The sequence below is a fragment of the Pseudarthrobacter sp. HLT1-7 genome (genome assembly GCF_059383435.1).
The window spans coordinates 14,293-36,541 of sequence record NZ_JBWZCH010000004.1 but is presented as its reverse complement, the minus strand read 5'-3'; the positions used below and the strand labels follow the sequence as shown (position 1 = coordinate 36,541).

Here is a 22,249-nt window from a genome sequence, read left to right as displayed (position 1 = left end):
GCCCCCGATGACGTCCGGGCCGAAAGGCCGCACCTGACCGGTGCCGAACGCCGGGGCAACCCCCTGAACCATCCACATGCAGGAGATCCATGCTGACCGTTAACGCTTACGCCGCCACCTCGGCGACGGAACCCCTCGTTCCCACCACCATCGAGCGCCGGGACGTGGGCCCGCACGACGTCCTGATCGACATCAAGTTCGCCGGCATCTGCCACTCGGACATCCACACCGCCCGCGGCGACTGGGGACCGGCCAGCTACCCGCTGGTTCCGGGCCACGAAATCGCCGGCATCGTCAGCGAGGTCGGCCCGGCCGTCACCAGGCACGCCGTCGGCGACCGGGTGGGCGTCGGCTGCATGGTCAACTCCTGCCGCGAATGCGTCAACTGCCTGAAGGGCGAAGAGCAGTTCTGCGTGAAGGGCAACATCGGCACCTACGGCGTCGTGGACAGTGACGGCACCGTCACCCAAGGCGGCTACTCCACGCACGTTGTGGTCACCGAGGACTTCGTGGTGCGGATCCCGGAAGGCCTGGAGCTCGACGTCGCGGCGCCGCTGCTCTGCGCCGGCATCACCACCTTCTCGCCGCTGAACCACTGGGGTGCCGGCCCCGGCAAGAAAGTCGCGATCGTGGGCCTGGGCGGGCTGGGCCACGTCGGGGTCAAGATCGCGCATGCGATGGGCGCCGAGGTCACAGTGCTGTCGCAGTCGCTGAAGAAGCAGGAAGACGGGCTGCGCCTGGGCGCGGACCACTACTTCGCCACCAACGATGAGTCCACATTCGAGCAGCTGGCCGGCTCCTTCGACCTGATCCTGAACACGGTCAGCGCGAAGATCGACCTGAACGCCTACCTGTCCCTGCTTGCCGTTGACGGAGCTATGGTCAACGTCGGCGCTCCGGCGGAGCCGCTCTCCCTCAACGTGTTCTCGCTGATCGGCGGCCGGCGGTCGTTCGCCGGCTCGCTGATCGGCGGCATCCGGGAGACCCAGGAAATGCTCGACTTCTGCGCCGAGCACAAGCTGGGCGCTGAGATCGAGGTCATCCCGGCCGGGAAGATCAACGAGGCCTACGAGCGGGTGCTCGCCTCCGATGTGCGGTACCGCTTCGTGATTGATACCTCCACCCTGGTGTAGTCCACTCCAGGAGAAGGGGGCACGGCCGGTTCGAACCGGCCGGGCCCCCTTTTTGTTCTCCGCCGGGACGAAGGTTGTTCCATGCCCGCGCCTGTTCGACGGTCGCACTGCAGGACGGCGGCGGGGCGCGAATGCCGGAGCATGCCGGCGACGCAGAGGGTGTGGACCGGCCCGATGCCGGGGCCGCGGCTTGCAGGTATGGTCAGTCGATTGATCCGGTTCGTCCCCAGCGCGCCATGGCTTCGCTGATGTGTCCCGGTGCGAGCATGAACATCGGGGTCAGTTCTTCCCATCCGGGTTGTTTGACCCGGCGGCTGTAGGCGGCGTGCAGGGCATCCAGCGGGCGGGACTCGTCGAGGCCCCCGCTTTCGCTACCCATCAGACTCACGTGATACATCCACAGGGTGCCGTCGGCTTCACGGTGCTTGAACGTCGCCTCGAAGACCTGTCGTTCATTGGACAGCGCGCCTTCGTGCTCGCCGTAGCGATCGTTGAGCGCCGCCATCCACTGCTCAAATTCGACCTCCTTGCCGGGGACTATCGGGGAGCGGCTGAGCTCCAGCCGGAGCCCGTCGGGTACGGAAATCGGCTTCGGGTGATCCGGGGACCAGTCCCGTGGTTCCGGGCGGAAGGGGGTGAACGGTTCTCTTTCGGTCATGCCGAACGCCGGAGCCGTCCCCGCAGAAGCACGAGCAGAACGGCTGTGATGACAGCTGCGAAAATTCCGCCCAGAAGATCTGACCAAGAGATGACGGGAAGCTTGGTCATCACAAACAGAAGTTGAGTGAGCGCGCTCAGGCCGGCAGTGACGGCGCCGGCGGTCAATAGTGTGGTGGTGTTGTCCATCCGCCCCCCCAATACGTGGGCTGATCAGCAGCCCGCTCGCGCTCAGCCTATACGACGGCTCTTCTCCTGTTCCGGAGTGTGGTTTCCCACCCGGCGGATGAAACACCACCAACCCGTCCCGGCATCGCCCAGGGGCAGGTTCCCGGCGGACGCGACCCCGACCGATCGGATGGCCCGGAACTGAAAACGAAGAAGGGCATGGCCGTCTACGCCCGGCGCAAAGCCATCGTCGAACCGGTCTTCGGACAAATCACGGCTTCACCGCATCGCATTCACGACCGCGCGGAAATGCGCAGTTAGCGAGCAGCGGCGGGCACTCTGCGCCACTGCGCCGCGTGCACGATGACGAGCGCGAGCAGCACCACCTCGATGACGCTGCCGAAGACGTAGTACCCCCATTCGCCGATCGCGGCGCCGATGATGGTCACGCCGTAGAGCGCGGGGAGCACGATGTTCACGATTCGGTTGGCCCGGTGCGGCAGAACCAGGCTGAGATAGACCATCGCGGCGGGCACCGCAACGTAGACGGTGACGAGAAGCAGGAAGACCTGACCGACCTCGAAAACCGCGATGGTCCCCTGCTCCAGGCCGGCGCGCACGTCCGGGCGGTACAGGGAGAACAAATCGACGTAGGCGAAGACGAGCATCGTGGCGGCCCAAAGCGCGGCGATCCGCAGGCGCACGTCGATCCGCGGCAGGCGGCCGGCGGCCTTGGATGCCGCGGCGACATCGGTGGCGGTGGTGCTGATTCTGGACATGATGGACCTCTCGGGGTTCGTCGAACGCAAGACTTACGCATGTAAGGGTCGATCATGAGTTTAGTCTTACGCCCGTAAGTGCGCAAGGATGGGACTATGGCGCCACGCACACCCCTGAGTAGAGACCGGATCGTCAACGCCGCCGCCGCCGTCGCCGACCGCGCGGGGGTACCTGCCGTGAGCATGCGCAGTGTCGCGAAGGTGCTCGGCGTGGAGGCGATGTCGCTCTACCACCACGTCCCAAGCAAGGAGGCACTGCTTGATGACCTGGCCGACTGGGTGTTCGAGAGGATCGAGATGCCCGAGGTCGGCGATACCTGGCGGGAGGCGATGACCGCCCGGGCGCGATCGGCACGGTCGGTGCTCACCGCTCATCCGTGGGCGCTCGGGATGATGGAATCGCGCCCCAACCCGGGCCCGGCGCTGCTGCAGCACCACGACCGGCTGATTGGCGTGCTTATGACCGAGGGCTTCAGCGCCGCGCTCGCGACACACGCGTTCTCCGCGATCGACGCCTACGTGTACGGGTTCGCGCTGACCGAGACGAGCCTGCCGTTCGAACCGGGGGACGGCGCCGAGGGGGCGTTCGCCGCCAAGGTCGCGCCGTCGGCGGAGCAGTATCCGTATCTCGTGCGCTCGCTCGCCGAGCTGCTGGGCGATGGCGGCTACGCGTTCGCGAACGAGTTCGACTACGGGTTGGAGTTGCTGCTGGAGGGCCTGGAGCGTCGGGTCGCCGACGCGAAGTCCGGGCTGCGCGAGCATTAGCACAACCACCGCAGGACCTCGCGCCGCAGCCGGGTGCCCCCGGAAGCGGCGGAAACACCGCGCCTGATTCCGGCGTGCGCGGCCAGGCTGGGGCAGGATGAGCGGGTGACTTCCGATGATGAGCGACTCTTTCTGGGCTATATCCAAAGTAATCCGGTCAACCGGCAGATCCTTCAATTGGCGCCGGGGCTCGGTGTCGGGGACTGGTGGCTGACTGCCGGGGCGCTGTTCCAGACCGTTTGGAACGTACTGGACGGCCGGGACCCCGGTGCCGGCATCCGGGACTACGATCTGTTCTATTTTGACGAGGACACCTCGTATGAGGCGGAAGACGCGGTGATCCGCCGGGCGCGAAATCTTTTCAGGGACCTGGGCGCGGAGGTCGAAGTCCGCAACGAAGCCCGCGTGCATCTCTGGTACGAGGAGCATTTCGGGGTTCCCGCGGTGCCGTTCACCAGCACCGCCGACGCCATAAATCACTTCGCCGCGAAGACCTGTTGCTTCGCAGTCACGGCGGACGAAAACGGTGGCCTCACGACGTATGCGCCGTACGGTTACGATGACCTCTTCGCCCGCAAAGTGGTGCCGAACCCAGTGCTGGCGCCCAGGGACGTGTACTTGACTAAAACCAGGCGGTGGAGCACGGAATGGCCCTCGCTGACGGTCCTGCCGTGGCCCACGGTACAGGTTTAGGAACGCCCCCGCCGCCCCGCCCGGCGCCCGGCGCCCCCGCCGCGCGACAGCTCCTCCGTCTGGACGCGGCTCCGGAACCGTTCCAGGTTCCGCGAAGTGCATAGCAAGGCCGCCATTTCAGGCTGCGATTTAGCCGCCGCACAAAGTTCACAGTCATAGCCGGGCGTCCGAAGCGCGCTGTTGGTCAGCCCCATCGCGCTGACCTGCCGATCGTCTGCCGCCCACGGCCTGCATCAGGCCAGGTTCCGGCCCAGGAACGAGACGACATCCGGGAGGATGGATCGCCAGTAGCTGGTGTCGTGGCCGCCGTCCTGGAAACCTCCCGAGTGCTCACCCGGGAGGTCCTGCACATAGTCCTTCACGCTGAAGAGCAGGTTGTCGGCTGTGCCACAGTCAATTCTCTTCGGCAGTGCCGTCAGCTCCGGCCGTAGGGCAAAGATGTCGTTGGCCGCAAAGTCCGCGGCGTTGTCAAAATTGTCGGACCGGCCGGCGTCGTACAGGCTCCAGACTGCTGGGCTCATGGCGGCCACGGCGCGGAGACCTGGGAGGCGGTGCTGGGCGGCAAGGAGCAGGGCGCCGAAACCGCCCATCGACAGGCCGAAAACTGCGAGCCTGCCGGTGTCGATTCCCTGGCCGGCCAGCAACGGGAGGAATTCTTCCATCAGCATGGACGGCGTGTCTGTGCCTGAGGCGCGGCGGTGCCACCAGCTTTCGCCTCCGTCCACAGCCGCGATCGCGAAGGGCGTCCCGCCGCGCGCTATATGCCGTGCCAGTACTCGGGCCGCGTCCAGGTCGTCGAAGACCATACGGTGGTCCGCGTGCGCGCCATGCAGGAAGAGAGCCACTGGCAGGGAGCCGGGGACGGCGCCACCGGTGGAGTCCGCCATTGCCATGGACCAACCCGTAAGTTCCCGCGGGCGAAACCGTGACGTGAAACTGCCGGCGCGCAATGCTACGGGCGGGGCATTGCTGGACGAGGTCCCGCCGGCGCATCCTGCGAGCGACGCGGCGACCGACGCGGCGGCCACGGCGCCGGCTCCGAGCCCCAGCAGGCGCCGTCGGGGAATTCCGGGCGATCCCATGACGCCGATCATAAGTCCGGCTCAGCGGTATGGCAGTCCTTGCCGTGCGGGAGGAAGCTCCATTGCGGGGTTGGAAGCGCGGTCACCAGAATTTCTGCACGCCGGGCACGGCGTCGTGTAGCTGGGAACTGTCAAAGGAAATGGAGCACTCCGCCAGGCCGAAGTCTTTCCACTCTGCGACCAGCCGGAGTTTCCCGGCCGGTGGCAGCGGCCAGAGCCAGAGCGTGCCCGAGCCGGAGAACTCGTCGTCGCCGCCGTTCCCGCCTCCGTTTCGCAACAGGAGGACCGGCGGAGCCGGCTCCTCGGTGCCTTCGAACAATCCGAACGGGTGCGAGCCGGTGCTCGATTTTGAACCGTCGGGGAAAGCCGCGCCGAACAGGAGCGTCGAAGCTCCGCCGGAGCCGCTGCGGGCGCCCGGCCAGGGACGAAAGAACACGGCGTTGAGATCTGCCCACTCCTCATCCGTCTGTTCACCCCGACGGATGGTCCAGGACAGGTCGAAGGAACAACCCGTTGAGAAGACGTCCGCGCTCTTGACGGACATCACCATCGTGGGGCTCCGGTGCAGGAACTGACCGATGTGTACTACGCCCGGGAGTTCGTACGGCGGGGCTCCGGCCCAGGCCGGCGGCACGTACGTCTCTGCCCGCCCACGCGGGGGAGCGGGCGGCACCGGGAAGTCCTGGAAGAAGGTCATGGAAGATCCTTTTGTTGTTGGGCGGCCGCAGTCACTGCGCCAGGCCTGCGAGGCGGAGAGTGATGGGTTGTGTTGCCATGGGACCGCCGCATTCTTCCGAGCCGCCCACCCTGGTCCATTCCAGCCGGGACTGCCGCTCGGCGGTCAGCGTGCCGTCGTTGGCGAGCACGCGAGTTGTGACTTCGCCGGGCAAGTGGCCACGGACGGTGAACAACCAGGAATTGACCGCCGTCCGGGTGAAAGTGAAGGGGGCCGTGGACGGCGAAGGGTCCACCGGAGAGCTGGGAACCGCCGATTTCGGTGAAGCGGGCTGAGGCGGGGCTACGTCGGGAACCGAGCAGCCCTCCTGGGCGCACAGTTCAACGCGGTCGACGGCGGTGATGTCACCTTCGAGCCGCACAGTGATGGTGCTGACCCATCCGACTGCCGGGCAAACGACGTCGGTCACGCCACAAGCGGTCAGCGGCAGGCCGGCAACCATGACGACGGCGGCAGAGCCGAAGATCCCCCAATTCGACCTCATTGCGCCAGTCTAGACAGATTTCCGACGGACCGCTTGAGTCCGCGCAGTGGGGCCAGGGGTCTTTCGTGGAGCGAAGGTGGCGCCCCGGGACCGGGGCAAACGACTGGCCGGCAATCCCGGCTCCGGATCCGGATGCTGAACCGCCGCTTTGCCGCCGCTGTACCGTGGAGGCCGATGACTACTTCGAAACAGCTGCTCATGGCCTACGATCAGCAGCTCCGAACGGATGCGGAGACCCCCGGCGCGATCGCCGTCGAGTGGCTGGGTCCCCTGCGTCTTGTGACCTTTGCCGGCGGCCGGGGTTTTGTGACTTATCAAGACCTGGACGGAGCCAGCGCCGAAACGATCGCGCAGTGGGTGGTGGAAGCGCTTGCGTTCTACCGTGGGGATCCGGCAATCGTGCGGGTCGAGTGGAAGACCCGCGGTCACGATCATGCGCCCGGGCTCAGTGCGGCGCTGCTCAAGAACGGATTTATGCCTGAAGAGGCAGAGTCGATCATGATCGGCCCGGCCAGCGCGCTGGGTGTGGATGTCACCCTCCCGCCCGGTGTGAGCCTGCGGAGAGTGACCGAAGAACCGGATATCCGGGCCATGAGCGCCATGCAGGACAAGGTTTTCAGTAGTCCCGTCTCCGACGGCAATGCTGACGCAATCCTGCGTCGGGTGGCCCACGACGACGGGATGGAACTGTGGGTGGCCGAATATCGGGGGCTGATTGTCAGTGCGGGCCGTCTGGAACCGGTTCCGGACACGGAATTCGCGGGCATTTGGGGCGGGGCTACACGCGAAGAATGGCGCGGCCGGGGGATTTACCGCGCCGTCACCGCGGCCCGGGCTCGAGCCGCCTTGTCGCTGGGCAAAAGGTTCATCCACAGCGATTCAACGGAATATTCGCGACCGATTCTGGAACGCTACGGCCTGCTCCGAGTGTCAACGACGACGCCGTTTTGCTGGCGCCGCTGAGATCCCGCAGCTCGCCGGATTCCCGGGCGCCCGAGTGGACGACGTCAGACAGGGCCCGAGCTGTCCGCACGGTCAACGGACACGGCTGACTGGCAGGTGCGGTGCCCCGGCCCGCACTGGTCCTGCCCGGCTATCAGCGGACGCCGGGCCATGACAAACTGCGGCGATGAGTATCGAGCAATGGTGGCCAAAGCTGCGGCCCTCGACGCGGGAACGGCTGATTGAAAACAACGGCGACGCAGTTCCGGCGGAGACTCTGGTTGAGATCGCGAATGCCGGCGGCTCTGTCGATTTCGACGCCTGGTGGGTGGGGGAGATCGGGCCCTCTGGCTTTCATTTCTCGGACGAGGCCGTCGACTGGATTGAGGCCGTCGGAAACGGCGAAGCACCCGGCGATCGTTGAGGCAGCCGCAATTCACCAGCGGCAGGGGCTACCCTCGGGAGCATGACGCAGACGTGGGAGGCTGGGACGGAGGGAGTCCTCGAACTTCCATCCGGCCGCCTCATCCGCGGCCGCGGCCTGCGCAGGCCGCTTCCGGCCGGCCCGTACCCCGGCTTTGGGCTCTACCTGCTGGGCGAGGCTCCGGAGCCGCCCGGCTGGGACTCCCGATGGGTCCGGTGGCGGGATCTCCGGCTGCCGGCCGACGACGCCGACACCCTCGTTGCGCTGACGGACGCCTGGCGCCGTGCCGCGGACGGGCGGGTTGAGGTCGCGTGCTTGGGCGGCCGCGGGCGAACCGGTACCGCCCTCGCCTGTATCGCCATCCTGGACGGAGTGCCGGCAGCAGACGCGGTGTCCTTCGTCCGCCGGAACTACCTCCCGGGTGCCGTGGAGACACCATGGCAGCGGCGGTACGTTGCGAGGTTCCAGGGCCCGAAGGCATGACGCGCGAACCACCCCGCGACGCGCCAACCCCACCATGACGCGCATAATTCCTGACGCGGCCGGTATTCCGGTAGCGCCAGGAATTTCGCGCGTCGAAGACGCGACGGGGCCGCGCCTGCCGGCCCGTCACCCTCCGCGGGCCGGTCGGGACTGGGGCAGGACCGGTGAGGACCCGGTGAGGACCCGGTGAGGACCGCCCCGCCACCCCCGACAAATTAGCTCACACAATTGGGTCTTTTTGATTGCGCAGACCGGGCCTACCGTGGACTAAAGGAGCCGCCCAGCCCGGGTGGCCAGACCACGAAGGACCTTCCAATGAGCACTCACGTAGCCGACTGCAGCGTTAGCAATTGCTCTTTCAACGATCACTCTTCGTGCAACGCCGCCGCCATCACGGTGGGCGGTGCCGAAAATCACGCCTCCTGCGCCACATTCATCGATATCGGCGTCCACGGCGGCCTGCCCAAGGTGCTGGCCGACGTCGGAGCCTGCCAGCGCTCTGAATGTGCCAATAACGACCACTTGATGTGCAATGCCGCCGAGGTGCATGTCGGGCCCGGCGCCGACAATGCCGACTGCCTAACCTACGCCCACAGATAGGGCCGAACACAGCGCCCGGAGGAATTAAGTCATACAAACTTGACGTTAAGGTGCGCCTAAGTAAGGGTTGGCTAAGTATTGACAACGTCAACCAAAGGATTCCTCTGTGACGCCTCGAACTCCTGTGCCCAATCACGCATCCCCGCCCGGGCCGGCGACCCTGTGTGAGTCCCGGACGGAGCTGGTGAAATCGGCCACCGCCCACCTTTTCAATGCCCGCAACGCGGCCCGGTATTCGGCCCAGGTGCTGCAGGGTGTGGAGGCTGCGGCCGCCAAGGTATCGCGCTGCACGCGTCCGTTCACCGGTGTCACGCCCGGCGAGATGAAGTCCCGGGTCGACAGCGTGGATCTCGACACCCCGCTGCCCGATACTGCGGCTGCGCTCGAGGAACTGGAGGAGGTCTACCTCCGGGATGCCGTCTACTTCCACGATGTAAAGTACGCGGCCCACCTGAACTGTCCCGTCGTCATCCCGGCCCTCGTTGCCGAGGCTGTCCTGTCTGCGGTGAACTCCTCGATGGACACCTGGGATCAGAGCGCCGGTGCAACGCTGATTGAGCGCAGGCTCATAGCCTGGGCCGCAGCGCAGCTTGGGCTGGGAGCAGCCGCGGACGGCGTCTTCACCTCGGGCGGGAGCCAGTCCAATTTCCAGGCCCTGCTGCTAGCCCGGAACCAGGCCGTGGAATGGCAGAGGCTGGATCCGGAAAATGACGGGCTCAGGCTGCCGTCGCTCCTGGAGAAGCTGCGCATCTTTACCTCGGCGGACAGCCACTTCAGCATCGAGAAATCTGCGTCGATGCTGGGGCTGGGGTACGACGCCGTCGTGCCGGTGCCGTGCGGGCCGGACCACCGGATGGATCCCCGTGCCCTGACCGGCAAATTGGCACAGGCCCGGGACGAGGGACTGGTGCCGATGGCGATTGTGGCCACGGCCGGCACCACCGACTTCGGCGCGATTGATCCCCTCGCGGAGCTGGCCGCAGCGGCGCGCGGGTCCGGCGCCTGGTTCCACGTGGATGCGGCGTACGGCGGCGGATTGATGGTGTCCGGCCGGCACCGGCACCTGCTGGACGGGATCCACCGGGCAGATTCGGTCACCGTCGACTTCCACAAAACGTTTTTCCAGCCGGTCAGTTCCAGTGCCCTCCTGGTCCGTGACGCGGCCACGCTCCGGTATGTGAAATACCACGCCGACTACCTGAACCCGGCCGCCGCCGTCGACCGACCCAACCAGGTGGACAAGAGCATTCAGACCACCCGCCGTTTCGACGCCCTGAAACTCTGGCTGACGCTGCGGATCATGGGAGCCGGCGCGCTCGGCGCGCTCTTCGACGAGGCCATTGACCTGGCATCGGACGTGGGGGCGGTGCTGGCCTCGGACCCCGACTTTGAAATCGCCGCACCGCCCCAACTGAGCACCCTGGTGTTCCGCTTCCGGCCGCTTCACCCGGACGGCAGCCGCGTGTCCGACGAGGCCGCGGACGGCCTTAACCAGGACATCCGCTCCGCCGTCTTTGCCTCCGGAGAGGCCGTCGTGGCAGGTACGAAGGTGGCGGGCCGGCACTACCTGAAGTTCACCTTGCTCAATGCCGAGGCGACGTTGGAGGACATCCGCGGCATCCTCGAGCTGCTGCGGTCCACCGGGGCGTCGCTGCTCGCCCGGCAGGAGGCGAGGGCATGAGCGCCCGCAGCGCACAGGCGCCGCAGCGCGTCCACGACTTTGCCGCCGTCGGCGTCGGGCCCTTCAACCTCGGCCTCGGGGCGCTGAGCGAGCCCGTCGACGGGCTGGACGGCATTTTCCTGGAACGCCGGGAATCCTTCGACTGGCACCCCGGAATGATGCTGGAACCGGCCCACCTGCAGGTTCCCTTCCTGGCCGATCTGGTGACCCTCGCCGATCCGACGTCGCCCTTTTCCTTCCTGAACTTCCTGAAGCAGACGGGACGGCTCTACCGCTTCTACATCCGCGAAAGCTTCTACCCCCTGCGCGCCGAGTACAACCAGTACTGCCAGTGGGTGGCCGGCCAGCTGGAGTCCGTCCGCTTCGGCACGGACGTCCGGGGGATAACGTATGACGGCGGCGTCTACCGGCTGGCGGTGGACGGTCCGGACGGGCCGGAGGTGCTGCACGCTCGGCGGCTGGTGCTGGGCACCGGAACCTCGCCGTTTGTTCCGGCGGCCTGTGACGGCATCATCGACGGCGGCGGGCTGGTCCTCCACAACGCCGGGTACCTGCCCCGGAAGAGTGAACTCCAGCGCCAGCAAAGCATCACGATCGTGGGCAGCGGGCAAAGTGCCGCGGAAATCTACTACGAGCTGCTGCAGGAGATCGACGTCCATGACTACCAGCTGAACTGGGTCACCCGGTCCGGCCGGTTCTTCCCGCTCGAATACACCAAGATGACGCTGGAAATGACGTCGCCGGAGTACGTGGACTACTTCCATGCTCTCCCGCAGGAGCAGCGCGACGGCCTCGTCAAGAGCCAGAAAAACCTCTACAAGGGCATCAATTCCGAGCTCATCGACGCCATCTACGACCTCCTGTACACCAAGAGCCTCTCCGGGATGGTGGATACCCGGCTGCTCACCCACTCGGCGCTCACCGGCGCCTCCTGGGACGCGGCGGCGGGACTTCACACGCTGCGGCTGCGGCATGCGGAGACCGGCGCCGGCTACGCGCTGGAGACCGGGGCCGTGGTGCTCGCCACCGGCTACGCGTACCGGGAACCGGCGTTCCTGGCGGGGGTACAGGACCGGATCGCGCGGGACAGTAACGGCAGGTTCGCCGTGGAGCGCAACTACAGCACCGGCGTCGAACCCGGCGAGATATTCGTCCAGAACGCCGAACTGCACACCCACGGCTTCGTCACGCCGGACCTGGGCATGGCCGCCTACCGCAACTCCTGCATCCTGCGCGAGATCACGGGCCGCGAGATCTATCCGGTGGAGCGCAGCATCGCGTTCCAGCACTTCGGCCCGCCGCCGCAGCCAGGATCCCCGGCGGGCTTCCCCGAAACAGCGGACGTTTCGGCATGAGCTTCACGTTCCGCTGCCTGGATCCAGTGGCCGACGCGCCGCTCCTCCACAGCTGGGTGACACGGGAGTACGCCGGTTTCTGGGGCATGCTCGGCTGCACCGTGGACGACGTCGTGGCGGAGTACTCAAGAATCCAGTCGAGCGGTCACCACCACGCGTTGCTGGGGCTCGACGACGGCGTCCCCGCCCTCCTGCTGGAGGAATACCGTCCGGCGCTGTCGCCGCTGGCCCCTGTGTACTCCGTCCAACAGGGGGATCTCGGGATGCACCTCCTGGTCGCCCCGCCGGCCGGCCCGGTCCGGCCGGGCTTCACCGCCGCCGTCATGGAAGCCGCCCTGGAACGGCTTTTTGCCGCCACGGAGGTGGAGCGCATTGTGGTGGAACCCGACGCCCGCAACACGAAAATCCACATTCTTAACGCACGGTTGGGCTTCGAGCCCGCCGGATTCGTGGAGCTACCCGGCAAGCGGGCGCTGCTCAGCTTCTGCACCCGGAAAGCCTTCCACTCGGCCCGCACCGGGCTTCACCTGTCCCCGACCCGCCAGGGAGCACCACTATGACCACCGCCGCACGTGAATTCGTTCTGACCTCCAGCACCGCCGCAGCCCATCTGACGCCGGAACGCTGGGCCGCCGCCAACCGGCATCTCATCCGCAAGGCACTCGCCGAGTTCTCGCACGAACGGATCCTGGTGCCGGAACTCGTGGTGCCGGAGGGGTGTGGAGCTGAAGGGTTCGGGCCTGGCAAACCTGGGCCGGAACGGCGTGGGGCCGAACGGCCCGGCCTGGTCGAACCCGGCCCGGACGTACCCGGCCAGGACGAACCCGGCCCGGACGCCCCGGGGGTCGCGCGGAAACCGGCCGACTACCGCATCATCAGTGACGACGGCGCCGTGGAGTACCGCTTTACGGCCCGGAAACTGGAGCTCGAGCACTGGTCCATCGCGGACATGTCCATCCGCCGCCTCGACGCGGGGGCACGTTCCGATATGCCCGGTACGGGGGCCGAAGAAGGGGCATGTCCCGCGGAGGAGGGGCTTGAGCTCGATGCCCTGCGCTTCATCACGGAATTCCGGGGCAGCCTGGGAATCCGCGAGGAGATGCTCGCGGTCTATCTCGAGGAAATCAGCAGCACGCTTGCCAGCCACGCGTACAAGCAGTGGAGGGGCCAGCCGTCTGCCGGGGAGCTGGCAGCCGGCGTGACCGGCGGGGCCGACGCCGCCATCGACTTCCAGGCCATCGAGCGGAGCATGACCGAAGGCCACCCCTGCTTCGTGGCCAACAACGGCCGGCTGGGCTTAGGTATTGCCGACTTCCGCGCCTTTGCGCCCGAGGCCGGCGCCCCCGTGCAGCTGGAGTGGATCGCGGTGCACCGGAGCAAGGCCGTCTTCACCGCCAGCGGGGGGCTCGGCTACCGGAACCACCTCGACGCCGAACTGGGGACGCCCGCCGTCGCGTACTTCACCGCAGAGCTCGGCGCCCGGGGACTGGATCCGGCGGAGTACTTCCTGATGCCGGTCCACCCCTGGCAATGGGACAACAAGCTCACCGTGACCTTCGCCGCCGAATTAGCGCAGCGGCACATCGTCCATCTGGGGACCACGGCGGACCGTTACCAGGCCCAGCAATCCATCCGGACGTTCTTCAACACGGTGTCGCCGGAGAAGTGCTACGTGAAGACCGCCATGTCGGTGCTGAACATGGGCTTCATGCGGGGCCTGTCACCGCAGTACATGAAAGCCACGCCGGCCATCAACGACTGGCTCCACGGGCTGATCCACAGTGACGCCGCGCTGCAGAAGCGCGGCCTGAAAGTGATCCGGGAAGTTGCTGCCATCGGTTATCACAACGGCTACTACGAGGCGGCAACCGCCAAGGATTCGCCGTACCGGAAGATGCTCTCCGCGCTGTGGCGGGAGAGTCCGCTGCCCCTGCTGGAACAGGGGCAGCAACTGACCACCATGGCCGCGCTCCTGCACATTGACGCCGCGGGCAAGCCGATGGTTTCCGCGCTGATCGAGCGTTCCGGCCTGGAACCCGCGGAGTGGCTGCGCCGATACTTCGAGGCTTATCTCGTCCCGCTGGCGCACTGCCTCTATTCCCACGAGCTGGCCTTTATGCCGCACGGCGAGAACGTCATCCTGATCCTGGAAAACGGCGTCCCGGTCAGTGCCGTCATGAAGGACATCGCCGAGGAGATCGTGGTCATGGGTGACCGGCTGGATCTGCCCGAAGATGTGGCACGGATTAAGGTGGAGATCCCCGACGAGGAGATGGTCCTCGCCATCTTCACCGACGTCTTCGACTGTATCTTCCGGTTCCTCAGCGCCCTGCTGGAGGAAGACGGCAAGCTCAGCGGCGACGAGTTCTGGCGGACCGCCGCGGCCGTCCTCCGGAGCTACCAGGGCGAGCACCCCGAGCTCGCGGAACAGTTTGCCCGGCATGAACTGTTCGCGGAGGATTTCGAATTGTCCTGCCTGAACCGGCTGCAGCTGCGCAACAACCAGCAGATGCTGGACCTCACCGACCCGTCCGGTGGCCTGCAGAAATCCGGCCGGCTGCGGAACCCCCTGGCGCGCTTCGCCTGACCCCGACGCGCAACCCGCCCTGCGACGCGCAAATCCCCTGGCGCTACCGGAATTCCGGTAGCGCCGGGGAATTTGCGCATCGAAAAAGCCCGGGAGGTCCGGCCGCCTGTACGCTCGACTCCACGACCGCACTTCCCCGTCCAAGGAGGACCCCGCCATGGCTGCCGAAAGCCCGACAATTCTTGCGACCTCCGGTGGCTACAAACCTGGGGCGCGGACACGGCTGGAATTCAACAAGCTGGTCCATCACGCGGTGGACTTGTCCGGTGCCACCGGCCGGGCGCCCAAAGTTGCCCACGTCGGCACCGCCAGCGGGGATCAGCGGTGGTTCAACAACGAGATCAGCGAAGCGGGGAACGCCGCAGGCTTCCGGCTCACCCACCTGAACCTGTTCACCATGCCCAACGTGGACAACGTCGAGGAATACCTGCTCGGCCAGGACGTCGTCTGGGTCAACGGCGGCTCGGTGGTCAACCTCCTCGCCGTCTGGCGCGCCCACCAGCTGGATGACATCTTCCGGCGCGTCTGGGAGGCAGGAGTAGTGCTGGCAGGGGTGTCGGCCGGATCGATCTGCTGGTTCGACGGCGGGACCACCGATTCGTTCGGACCCGAGCTTCGCGCTGTGGGCAACGGGCTGGGGCTGCTGCCGTACGACAACGGGGTCCATTACGATTCCGAAGCTGCACGCCGTCCCCTCGTTCACCGTCTGGTGGCGGACGGGACGTTAGGCGAGACCCACTGCACCGATGACGGCGTAGGCTTGCTCTACCGCGGGACCGGACTCGTCGAAGCGGTCACCGAAGTGCCAGGCAAAGCCGCCTACCGGGTGCGGCTGGAAAAGTCCGGAGGCCCAACCGCTGAAGTGCTCGAGGAACGGCTGGAGCCGACCGCGCTCTAGGATCAGCGCGTTCCCTACCCCTCCGTCAGCCGGTACCGCTCAATCTGCTTCAGCCGCCGCAGGAGGCTGTCGCGCCGCGGGTGCGGGACGGCGTCGGCCGGTTCAGCGGTGAGTTCGATGTGTTTGGTGCCGTACTGCCAGAGCAGCAGGTCATCCAGCAGCCGGTCCGGGCCGGGGGAGTAGCGGTGGTCCAGGGCCTTGCGGACCTCGGTGATCCGGTTGGCTCTGAGCAGCCCGGCGAGCTGCATGGTCTGGTTGAGCCCGTGCGCGGCCATGAGTTCGGCGGCCCAGCCCCAGTCGTCGTCGACCTTCCGGTCCACGTGCGGCAGCAGCGTCCGCCACACGTCGCGGATCCGGTTCGGGGTGAGCGGCGCGGCTCCTTCGCCGTCCATGTCCCAGTAGCTGCGGACCTCCTCGTAGCGCTCGTGCAGGTCAGCGAACGCCCCTTCCACGGTTTCGAGCATGGCGGCCGTGGCGGTGAACTGGCGGTCGAAGTGCGGGGTCCAGGCACGCGGGTCCTCGGCCTTGAAGCGGATGTCGTGTTCGATCTCGCTCCAGGCATGCGCGAACACGGTGCGGATCTGGCATTCGAAGAAGTAGCTGCCGTTCGGCTGGACATCAGGATTAACGGCCTGCTGGTACTCCTTGACGGCCTCGTTCTGGATGGTCCGCAGGATCAGGTGCCGGCTGGAGTAGCCGTAGGTCCCCGACTCGATCGAGCCGATGTCCTTCTCGCGGTCCCCGCGGCAGTCGAAGAGCTGACGCTGGCGCTTGATCAGGTTGGCCACCACCGCGTTTTCCGCCGGCAGCTTGGTGATCACGCGGATGCCCACCATGTCATTCAGGGTCCGGAACGGGTCGGGGAACTTAAGTACCGGAGGGCCGCCGGGCTCCAGCGGCTCCTCGGTGCGGGAGATCTTCTCGCGGAAGGATTCCACGGTCTTGGTGCGGCCGGTGACGAACAGCGGGGTCACCTCGGTGCCCTTGAGCATGGACCGCAGCGTCAGCAGGACCTCGCGGGTCACCAGTTTCAGGGCAGGGCGGACCCGCTCGTAGAGTTCCACGTTTTCCTGCACGGATTCGCGCAGGCTCGGTTCCAGCCGATCCCAGTTACTCGCCATGCGTCCAGCTTACGGCGGAGGTACGACGACGGCGCTGCCTTACGCCCCGCCGCGCGGCACCCAAGGTAGGCTCTCCCCATGGCTGATGTGCGGCGTCGGGCTTTGATCGCGGCCGCAGCGGCCGCGACTCTGGGGGCAGTCTCCGCCGCCTGTTCAGCAGGCCCCAAGGAGGACACTGTGAAGCGGCACAAGTACAGCTACGGCGATGACTCCAGCCAATGGGGGGAACTCTTCCTGCCGGATCTTGCCGTGCCCAAGGGCATTGTGGTGGTCATCCATGGCGGCTACTGGCGCTCGCAGTACGGTGCCGAACTCGGCGAACCCCTCGCTAAGGACCTTGCGGCGCACGGAATGGCCGCCTGGAACCTGGAGTACCGCCGCGCCGGCAATGGCGGCGGCTGGCCGAACACCTTCTCCGATGTGCTGGCCGGGATCGACAAACTGCGTGACGTAGCGGCTGACCACGGACTTGGACTGGACAGCGTGGTGGCCCTGGGCCACTCCGCCGGCGGCCACCTCGCCGTCTGGGCGGCCGGACGAAGCCGGCTCGGGCAGCTCGGTGCCCCGGACGCGGACCGCCAGCTGCTGCGCAAGGACGACGACGGCGAGGTGAACCTCACGGGCGTCGTCAGTCAGTCAGGGGTGCTGAATCTGGCCGAGGCGGAAAGGCTGAACCTCAGCAACGGTGCGGTCAGCAACCTGCTGTGCGGCTCCTCGGAAAAATACCCCAAACGGCATAAATACGTGGACCCCATGAGTGCGCTGCCGCTGGGTATCCCCGTATATGCCGTCCACGGCACAGAAGACGACACGGTTCCGGTGAGCCAGTCGGAGTCCTATGTCGCAGCGGCCAAGGCTGCCGGCGCCCCGGTCCAGCTCCTCAAAGTGCCGGGTGACCACTTCGCCCTGATTGACCCAAAGGCCGCCGCCTACCGGAAGTGCCGGGAACTCGTGCAGCAACTGCTGAGCAGAACCCCATCCGGTGCAGCCCCCGCCCGGTGGTAGCGTGACCCCTATGCAAGCTGAAGTTCCCGCGTTCCTGCGCGCCCTGGCGACGGGCTTCACCAAGTTCGCCCGGTCCTTCGCGCCGCGCCACCCTGCCCAGGTGATCGTCCTCGGCTTCGCCGGTGCAGTGGCTGCCGGCACCGGACTGCTTTTGCTCCCGGTGGCCAAGGCAGGCGACGGCGGGGCAACGTTTCTGGAGGCGCTGTTTACTGCCACCTCCTCGATCTGCGTCACCGGCCTGATTACCGTGGACACGCCGGTCTTCTGGACCGGATTCGGCCAGGTGGTCATCCTCGTCCTGATCCAGATCGGCGGTTTTGGTGTTATGTCGTTCGGCACGCTGCTGGGCGTCCTGACCGCCCGCAGGCTGGGGCTGAAGTCCCGGATATCCGCTGCCACGGAAACGAAGAGCAGCGGCTTCGGCGACGTCCGCCGCGTGCTGGTCGGCGTGCTGCTCATCAGCCTCGCCGTGGAAGCGGCCCTGGCGCTGATTCTCAGCATCCGGTTTATGGCCGGGTACGGCTATCCGCTGGGCAAGGCGGTCTGGCACGGGGTCTTCCACTCAATTTCGTCCTTCAACAACGCCGGCTTTGCCCTGTACTCGGACAACCTGATGGGGTTCGTCGGCGACCCCTGGATCTGCCTGCCGATAGCCGCCGCGGTGATCATCGGCGGACTCGGATTCCCGGTCCTCTTCGAACTGGGCCGGCATTACCGGCGTCCGATCCACTGGAGTATGAACACGAAGCTCGTCCTCGTCGGTTCAGCCATCCTCCTGGTAGGCGGCACCGTGTTCCTCACCGCCGTCGAATGGGCGAATCCGGCAACCCTCGGCGGACTCCATCCTGCCGAGCGGGTGCTGGCCGGCTTCTTCCAGTCCGTCATTACCCGCACCGCGGGCTTCAACAGCGTCGATATAGCCCAGATGAATCCGGTTTCCTGGCTGGGTATGGACATCCTCATGTTTATCGGCGGCGGCCCGGCCGGTACTGCCGGCGGCCTGAAGATCACCACCTTCGCCGTGCTGTTCTTCATCCTCAGCACCGAGCTGCGGGGTGGAACGGCCGTGAACATTTTCGGCAAGCGACTGTCCCGCGCCGTCCACCGCCAGGCCATCACCGTGGTGCTCCTGGCGATCGCCCTGGTCACAGGATCCACGATGTTCCTGATGCTGATCACCGACTTCGGGCAGGAGCGGATTCTTTTCGAGGTCATCTCGGCCTTCGCCACGGTGGGGCTGTCCACCGGCATCACCGCCGCAATCCCTCCCGCGGGCCAGCTCGTCCTGATCCTGCTGATGTTTGTCGGGAGGCTGGGTCCGGTGACGCTCGGCGCGGCTCTGGCCCTGCGCGAACGACCCACCCTCTACGAGTACCCCAAGGAAAGGCCCCTCATTGGCTAGGAATATCTTTTCGTCCCACTCCGCCGCCGCCAGCGACAAGGCATCCTCGGTGGTGGTGATCGGCCTCGGCCGTTTTGGCGGCTCGCTGGCCCTGGAACTGGAGGCACAGGGTACCGAAGTGCTCGGCATCGACTCCAACGAAGAAATCGTTCAGTCCTTCAATCGACGCCTCACGCATGTGGTCAGGGCCGATTCCACCAAGGAGGAGGTGCTGCGCCAGCTCTCCGTCCACGAATTCGACCGGGCGGTGGTCGGGATCGGCTCGGATATCGAAGCCAGCATCCTGACGACCTCCCGGATCCTGAAATTCCAGCATCCCCAGATCTGGGCCAAGGCCATCAGTGAACCGCACGCCGAGATCTTGGGCCAGCTCGGCGTCGAGCACGTCATCCGGCCGGAGCACGACATGGGCAAGCGCGTCGCGCACCTGGTCCTGGGTTCGATTCTTGACTATGTGGAATTCGAGGACGATTTCGTGATGATCCGGACCAGCCCGCCCGCCGGGATCCGTGACCGGCCGCTGGGAGTACTGGGCCTCCGGGACAAGTACGGCATCACCATCGTGGCGGTCAAACGTCCCGGCGGGATCTGGGGCCACACGACCGCGCAAACGGTGCTCTACGACGACGACCAGATCATTGTCCAGGGCAGCAAAGCCAAAGCCGAACGCTTCAGCACCATGGCGTGACCCACTAGACTGGGATGCAGGTGCGCCGGGAAGTCTGGTCGGCATAGTTCTGTCGACCCAACTTTTAGGACTCCCGCATGAGCCCCACACCTCCCCCCCGCTCCCGCCTCACCACAGTCCTGGGCCGAGGAAGCTACGCCGAATCCCTCCGGATCGGCGAGATCCTCCGCAAGGAGACGGTCGGCGGCGCCTTGCTCGTCGCAGCCGCCGTGATCGCCCTCATCTGGGCCAACTCGCCGGTTTCGGAGAGCTACTTCGCCCTCCGCGACTTCAAGATCGGATACGAGCCGTGGCATCTTGAACTGAGCCTCGGCGCGTGGTCCGCCGACGGGCTGCTCGCCATCTTCTTCTTCCTGGTGGGCCTTGAACTTAAACGCGAGTTCATTGCGGGGGACCTGCGGCAGCTGAGTAAGTCGATTGTGCCGGTCGCTGCGGCCGTGGGCGGCGTCATCATCCCGGCGGGCATCTACGCCGTCGTCAACCTCGCGAGCCCGGAGACCCTGCGGGGCTGGGCGATTCCCACTGCCACGGACATCGCCTTCGCCGTCGCCGTGCTGGCCATCATCGGCTCGCATCTGCCCAGCGCCCTGCGCATCTTCCTGCTCACTCTGGCTGTGGTGGACGACCTGATCGCCATCACCATCATCGCCATCTTCTACTCCAGTGATATCCAGGCCCTGCCGCTGCTGTGGGCGCTCATTCCGCTGGCCCTTTACACCTTCCTGGCCCAGAAGTACCGGCGGTTCTTCGGCGTCAACGCACAAGCCGCCTGGATCATCCTGCTGCCGCTGGGCCTCGCTACCTGGGCCCTGGTGCACGCCTCCGGGATCCACGCCACTGTCGCCGGCGTCCTGCTGGGGTTCGCCATCCCGGTGCTGCGGTCACAGGCGAGCGGCGGGCCGGACGCCGGACCCGGCCTGGCCGAAATCTTCGAACACCGCTCCCGCCCGATCTCCGCCGGAATCGCCGTCCCGATCTTTGCGTTCTTCTCCGCCGGAGTGGCCGTGGGGGGCTGGGAAGGACTCGGCTCGGCCCTGACTGATCCGGTGGCCGTCGGCATCATTCTGGCCCTCGTCCTGGGCAAACCAATCGGGATCCTGGGCACCACCTGGCTGCTGACCAAAGCCACCCGGGCAACGCTGGACAGCTCGCTCAAGTGGATCGACATCTTCGGCGTGGCACTCCTGGCCGGGATTGGCTTCACGGTCTCCCTGCTGGTGGCCGAGCTGAGCTTCGGGCACGGCAACATCCACGACGACCACGCCAAGGTGGGGATCCTCGCGGCCTCGGTGCTGGCCGCCCTACTGGCCACAGCCGTGCTGCGCACCCGGAACCGCCACTACCGGAAGGCGGAGGAAGAAGAGAAGATCGACTCCGACCAAGACGGCATTCCGGATGTCTACCAGCAGGGCGGCTCCGCCCGATAGCCCGTCCGGCGGGGCCACCGGGATTACCCCGGACACGGCCCCGTAACTTTCGGGCGCCGTAACCGCGGCCCCGGCGACACCGGCCGCCGGCGACATTGGCGCCCCGGGTCGGGGTTTTCTGGCAGAGTATGAGCATGCTCACAGTTATTGGCGAGGGCCTTGTTGACGTGGTCCAGCGTTCCACCGGTACCCAGGCCCACGTCGGCGGAAGCCCCCTCAATGTGGCGGTGGGGCTGGCGAGGCTGGACCATCCGGTGCAGTTCATCGGCCGCTACGGGCGCGACGCCTACGGTGAATCTGTTGCGGCGCATCTGAAGAGCAGTTCCGTGTTGTTCCCGATGGGGCCGGACGGGCTGCCGACGTCCGTGGCCACCGCCCTGATCGACGACGACGGCGCTGCCAGCTACACGTTCGACCTCGCCTGGGAGCTGCCCGGCCTCGCGGACCGGTTGCCGTTCCTGCTGCAGGGCACCACGCTGCTGCACACCGGCTCGATCGCCACCATGCTGGCGCCCGGCGCCGCCGAGGTGCTCGCCGCCGTCGAGCATGCCCATTCTTTGGCGACGATCAGCTTTGATCCGAACTGCCGGCCCAGCATCATCACGGACGTTGGCTACGCGCGCCGGCAGGCCGAAAAATTCGTTGCGCTGGCCGACGTGGTCAAGGCTTCCGACGAGGACCTTGAATGGCTGTATCCGGGTGCGGATTCCCTGGATTCGGCCCGCCGCTGGCTCTCACCCGGCGGTTCCGAAGGCCCGGCCATAGTGGTGGTTACCCGCGGTGCCGAAGGGCCCTGGGGCGTCACCGCTTCCGGCGAAACGCACTTCCCCGCGCCTTCCGTGACCGTGGCGGATACGGTCGGGGCCGGGGATTCCTTCATGGCGGCGTTGCTGTCCGGCGTGGTGGATCTGGGCCTGGTCGGGGCGCAGAACCGCAAGAACCTCCGTGGGATTTCCGCCGGTAGCCTTCGAAAACTCCTGGCCCGTGCCGCCTTCGCGGCAGCCGTGACGGTGTCCCGGGCCGGCGCCAACCCGCCCAACCGCGCGGAACTGAACCGGATGGAGCAGAGGGCGCAGGCCCCGGACGGCACCGGCACCTAAAGGCCCGTTTCGACGGTTCCGTGCGCACTCGACGTAAAC

At 66.5% G+C, this 22,249-nt stretch carries 25 protein-coding genes; 18 read left to right on the top strand and 7 right to left on the bottom strand.

Features of this window, described 5'->3' with window-relative positions:
- Nucleotides 1-89 precede the first annotated feature (89 nt).
- Entirely contained in the window at nt 90-1,133 is a 1,044-nt protein-coding gene (locus tag AC50X6_RS05115) for an NAD(P)-dependent alcohol dehydrogenase (RefSeq protein ID WP_494965186.1), read from the top strand.
- Nucleotides 1,134-1,335: 202 nt separating this feature from the next.
- Here AC50X6_RS05115 and AC50X6_RS05110 read toward each other — a convergent pair whose 3' ends face one another.
- Nucleotides 1,336-1,791: a DUF6176 family protein gene (locus AC50X6_RS05110; RefSeq protein WP_494965185.1), complete on the bottom strand. Its 456-nt coding sequence runs from the start codon at nt 1,789-1,791 to the stop codon at nt 1,336-1,338.
- A complete protein-coding gene (locus AC50X6_RS05105; protein WP_494965184.1) occupies nt 1,788-1,979 on the bottom strand; it encodes a hypothetical protein in 192 nt (63 codons plus the stop codon). The genes AC50X6_RS05110 and AC50X6_RS05105 overlap by 4 nt, the downstream gene beginning before the upstream one ends.
- A 78-nt stretch (nt 1,980-2,057) precedes the next feature.
- On the opposite strand from AC50X6_RS05105, the gene AC50X6_RS05100 reads away from it, so the two are divergent.
- On the top strand, nt 2,058-2,279 hold the full coding sequence (locus AC50X6_RS05100; protein ID WP_494965183.1) for a hypothetical protein: 222 nt from the start codon (nt 2,058-2,060) through the stop codon (nt 2,277-2,279).
- Here AC50X6_RS05100 and AC50X6_RS05095 read toward each other — a convergent pair.
- Nucleotides 2,276-2,737: a DUF6326 family protein gene (locus tag AC50X6_RS05095; protein ID WP_494965182.1), complete on the bottom strand. Its 462-nt coding sequence runs from the start codon at nt 2,735-2,737 to the stop codon at nt 2,276-2,278. The genes AC50X6_RS05100 and AC50X6_RS05095 overlap by 4 nt on opposite strands.
- Nucleotides 2,738-2,833: 96 nt before the next feature.
- Here AC50X6_RS05095 and AC50X6_RS05090 point away from each other — a divergent pair, with 96 nt between their 5' ends.
- Both AC50X6_RS05090 and AC50X6_RS05085 read left to right on the top strand, forming a co-directional pair.
- Nucleotides 2,834-3,502 carry a TetR/AcrR family transcriptional regulator C-terminal domain-containing protein gene (locus tag AC50X6_RS05090; protein ID WP_494965181.1) on the top strand — a complete coding sequence of 223 codons (669 nt, stop codon included), beginning with the start codon at nt 2,834-2,836 and terminating at the stop codon, nt 3,500-3,502.
- 105 nt (nt 3,503-3,607) lie between these two features.
- Complete coding sequence (locus AC50X6_RS05085) at nt 3,608-4,195, top strand: nucleotidyltransferase family protein (RefSeq protein WP_494965180.1); 588 nt, start codon at nt 3,608-3,610, stop codon at nt 4,193-4,195.
- 233 nt (nt 4,196-4,428) lie between these two features.
- Here the strand turns inward: AC50X6_RS05085 and AC50X6_RS05080 are convergent, their stop codons facing one another.
- From AC50X6_RS05080 to AC50X6_RS05070, 3 genes are all read right to left on the bottom strand, one after another.
- Complete coding sequence (locus tag AC50X6_RS05080) at nt 4,429-5,277, bottom strand: alpha/beta hydrolase (RefSeq protein WP_494965179.1); 849 nt, start codon at nt 5,275-5,277, stop codon at nt 4,429-4,431.
- Between the two features lie 82 nt (nt 5,278-5,359).
- Entirely contained in the window at nt 5,360-5,974 is a 615-nt protein-coding gene (locus tag AC50X6_RS05075; protein ID WP_494965178.1) for a hypothetical protein, read from the bottom strand.
- A 31-nt stretch (nt 5,975-6,005) separates the two neighbouring features.
- Nucleotides 6,006-6,497: a hypothetical protein gene (locus tag AC50X6_RS05070; RefSeq protein WP_494965177.1), complete on the bottom strand. Its 492-nt coding sequence runs from the start codon at nt 6,495-6,497 to the stop codon at nt 6,006-6,008.
- A gap of 198 nt (nt 6,498-6,695) precedes the next feature.
- On the opposite strand from AC50X6_RS05070, the gene AC50X6_RS05065 reads away from it, so the two are divergent.
- The 9 genes from AC50X6_RS05065 (at nt 6,696) to AC50X6_RS05025 (ending at nt 15,467) form a co-directional block, all read left to right on the top strand.
- Nucleotides 6,696-7,460, top strand: a complete 765-nt coding sequence (locus AC50X6_RS05065; protein WP_494965176.1) for a GNAT family N-acetyltransferase — start codon at nt 6,696-6,698, stop codon at nt 7,458-7,460.
- 166 nt (nt 7,461-7,626) lie between these two features.
- The gene (locus AC50X6_RS05060) at nt 7,627-7,863 is read left to right on the top strand and encodes a hypothetical protein (protein WP_494965175.1); all 237 of its coding nucleotides are present in this window, start codon (nt 7,627-7,629) and stop codon (nt 7,861-7,863) included.
- Between the two features lie 42 nt (nt 7,864-7,905).
- On the top strand, nt 7,906-8,346 hold the full coding sequence (locus AC50X6_RS05055) for a protein-tyrosine phosphatase family protein (RefSeq protein ID WP_494965174.1): 441 nt from the start codon (nt 7,906-7,908) through the stop codon (nt 8,344-8,346).
- Between the two features lie 315 nt (nt 8,347-8,661).
- Nucleotides 8,662-8,946, top strand: a complete 285-nt coding sequence (locus AC50X6_RS05050) for a DUF1540 domain-containing protein (protein WP_326966578.1) — start codon at nt 8,662-8,664, stop codon at nt 8,944-8,946.
- A 124-nt stretch (nt 8,947-9,070) separates the two neighbouring features.
- Complete coding sequence (locus AC50X6_RS05045) at nt 9,071-10,627, top strand: pyridoxal phosphate-dependent decarboxylase family protein (protein ID WP_494965369.1); 1,557 nt, start codon at nt 9,071-9,073, stop codon at nt 10,625-10,627.
- On the top strand, nt 10,624-11,982 hold the full coding sequence (locus AC50X6_RS05040) for a lysine N(6)-hydroxylase/L-ornithine N(5)-oxygenase family protein (protein ID WP_494965173.1): 1,359 nt from the start codon (nt 10,624-10,626) through the stop codon (nt 11,980-11,982). The genes AC50X6_RS05045 and AC50X6_RS05040 overlap by 4 nt, the downstream gene beginning before the upstream one ends.
- On the top strand, nt 11,979-12,542 hold the full coding sequence (locus tag AC50X6_RS05035; protein WP_494965172.1) for a GNAT family N-acetyltransferase: 564 nt from the start codon (nt 11,979-11,981) through the stop codon (nt 12,540-12,542). The genes AC50X6_RS05040 and AC50X6_RS05035 overlap by 4 nt, the downstream gene beginning before the upstream one ends.
- A complete protein-coding gene (locus AC50X6_RS05030) occupies nt 12,539-14,569 on the top strand; it encodes an IucA/IucC family protein (RefSeq protein WP_494965171.1) in 2,031 nt (676 codons plus the stop codon). Before AC50X6_RS05035 ends, AC50X6_RS05030 begins: the two co-directional genes overlap by 4 nt.
- Before the next feature lie 157 nt (nt 14,570-14,726).
- Complete coding sequence (locus AC50X6_RS05025) at nt 14,727-15,467, top strand: Type 1 glutamine amidotransferase-like domain-containing protein (protein ID WP_494965170.1); 741 nt, start codon at nt 14,727-14,729, stop codon at nt 15,465-15,467.
- A 14-nt stretch (nt 15,468-15,481) separates the two neighbouring features.
- Here the strand turns inward: AC50X6_RS05025 and AC50X6_RS05020 are convergent, their stop codons facing one another.
- A complete protein-coding gene (locus AC50X6_RS05020) occupies nt 15,482-16,588 on the bottom strand; it encodes a GTP pyrophosphokinase (RefSeq protein ID WP_494965169.1) in 1,107 nt (368 codons plus the stop codon).
- Nucleotides 16,589-16,765: 177 nt separating this feature from the next.
- Between AC50X6_RS05020 and AC50X6_RS05015 the strand changes: the two genes are divergently transcribed.
- From AC50X6_RS05015 to AC50X6_RS04995, 5 genes are all read left to right on the top strand, one after another.
- The gene (locus AC50X6_RS05015; RefSeq protein ID WP_494965368.1) at nt 16,766-17,593 is read left to right on the top strand and encodes an alpha/beta hydrolase; all 828 of its coding nucleotides are present in this window, start codon (nt 16,766-16,768) and stop codon (nt 17,591-17,593) included.
- A 10-nt stretch (nt 17,594-17,603) separates the two neighbouring features.
- Nucleotides 17,604-18,995, top strand: a complete 1,392-nt coding sequence (locus AC50X6_RS05010) for a TrkH family potassium uptake protein (RefSeq protein ID WP_494965168.1) — start codon at nt 17,604-17,606, stop codon at nt 18,993-18,995.
- Complete coding sequence (locus tag AC50X6_RS05005; RefSeq protein ID WP_494965167.1) at nt 18,988-19,683, top strand: potassium channel family protein; 696 nt, start codon at nt 18,988-18,990, stop codon at nt 19,681-19,683. The genes AC50X6_RS05010 and AC50X6_RS05005 overlap by 8 nt, the downstream gene beginning before the upstream one ends.
- A gap of 77 nt (nt 19,684-19,760) precedes the next feature.
- Complete coding sequence (nhaA, locus tag AC50X6_RS05000) at nt 19,761-21,110, top strand: Na+/H+ antiporter NhaA (protein WP_494965166.1); 1,350 nt, start codon at nt 19,761-19,763, stop codon at nt 21,108-21,110.
- Between the two features lie 134 nt (nt 21,111-21,244).
- Nucleotides 21,245-22,210 (top strand): carbohydrate kinase family protein, encoded by a 966-nt coding sequence (locus AC50X6_RS04995; protein WP_494965165.1) that lies wholly within the window; start codon nt 21,245-21,247, stop codon nt 22,208-22,210.
- Nucleotides 22,211-22,249: the final 39 nt, after the last annotated feature.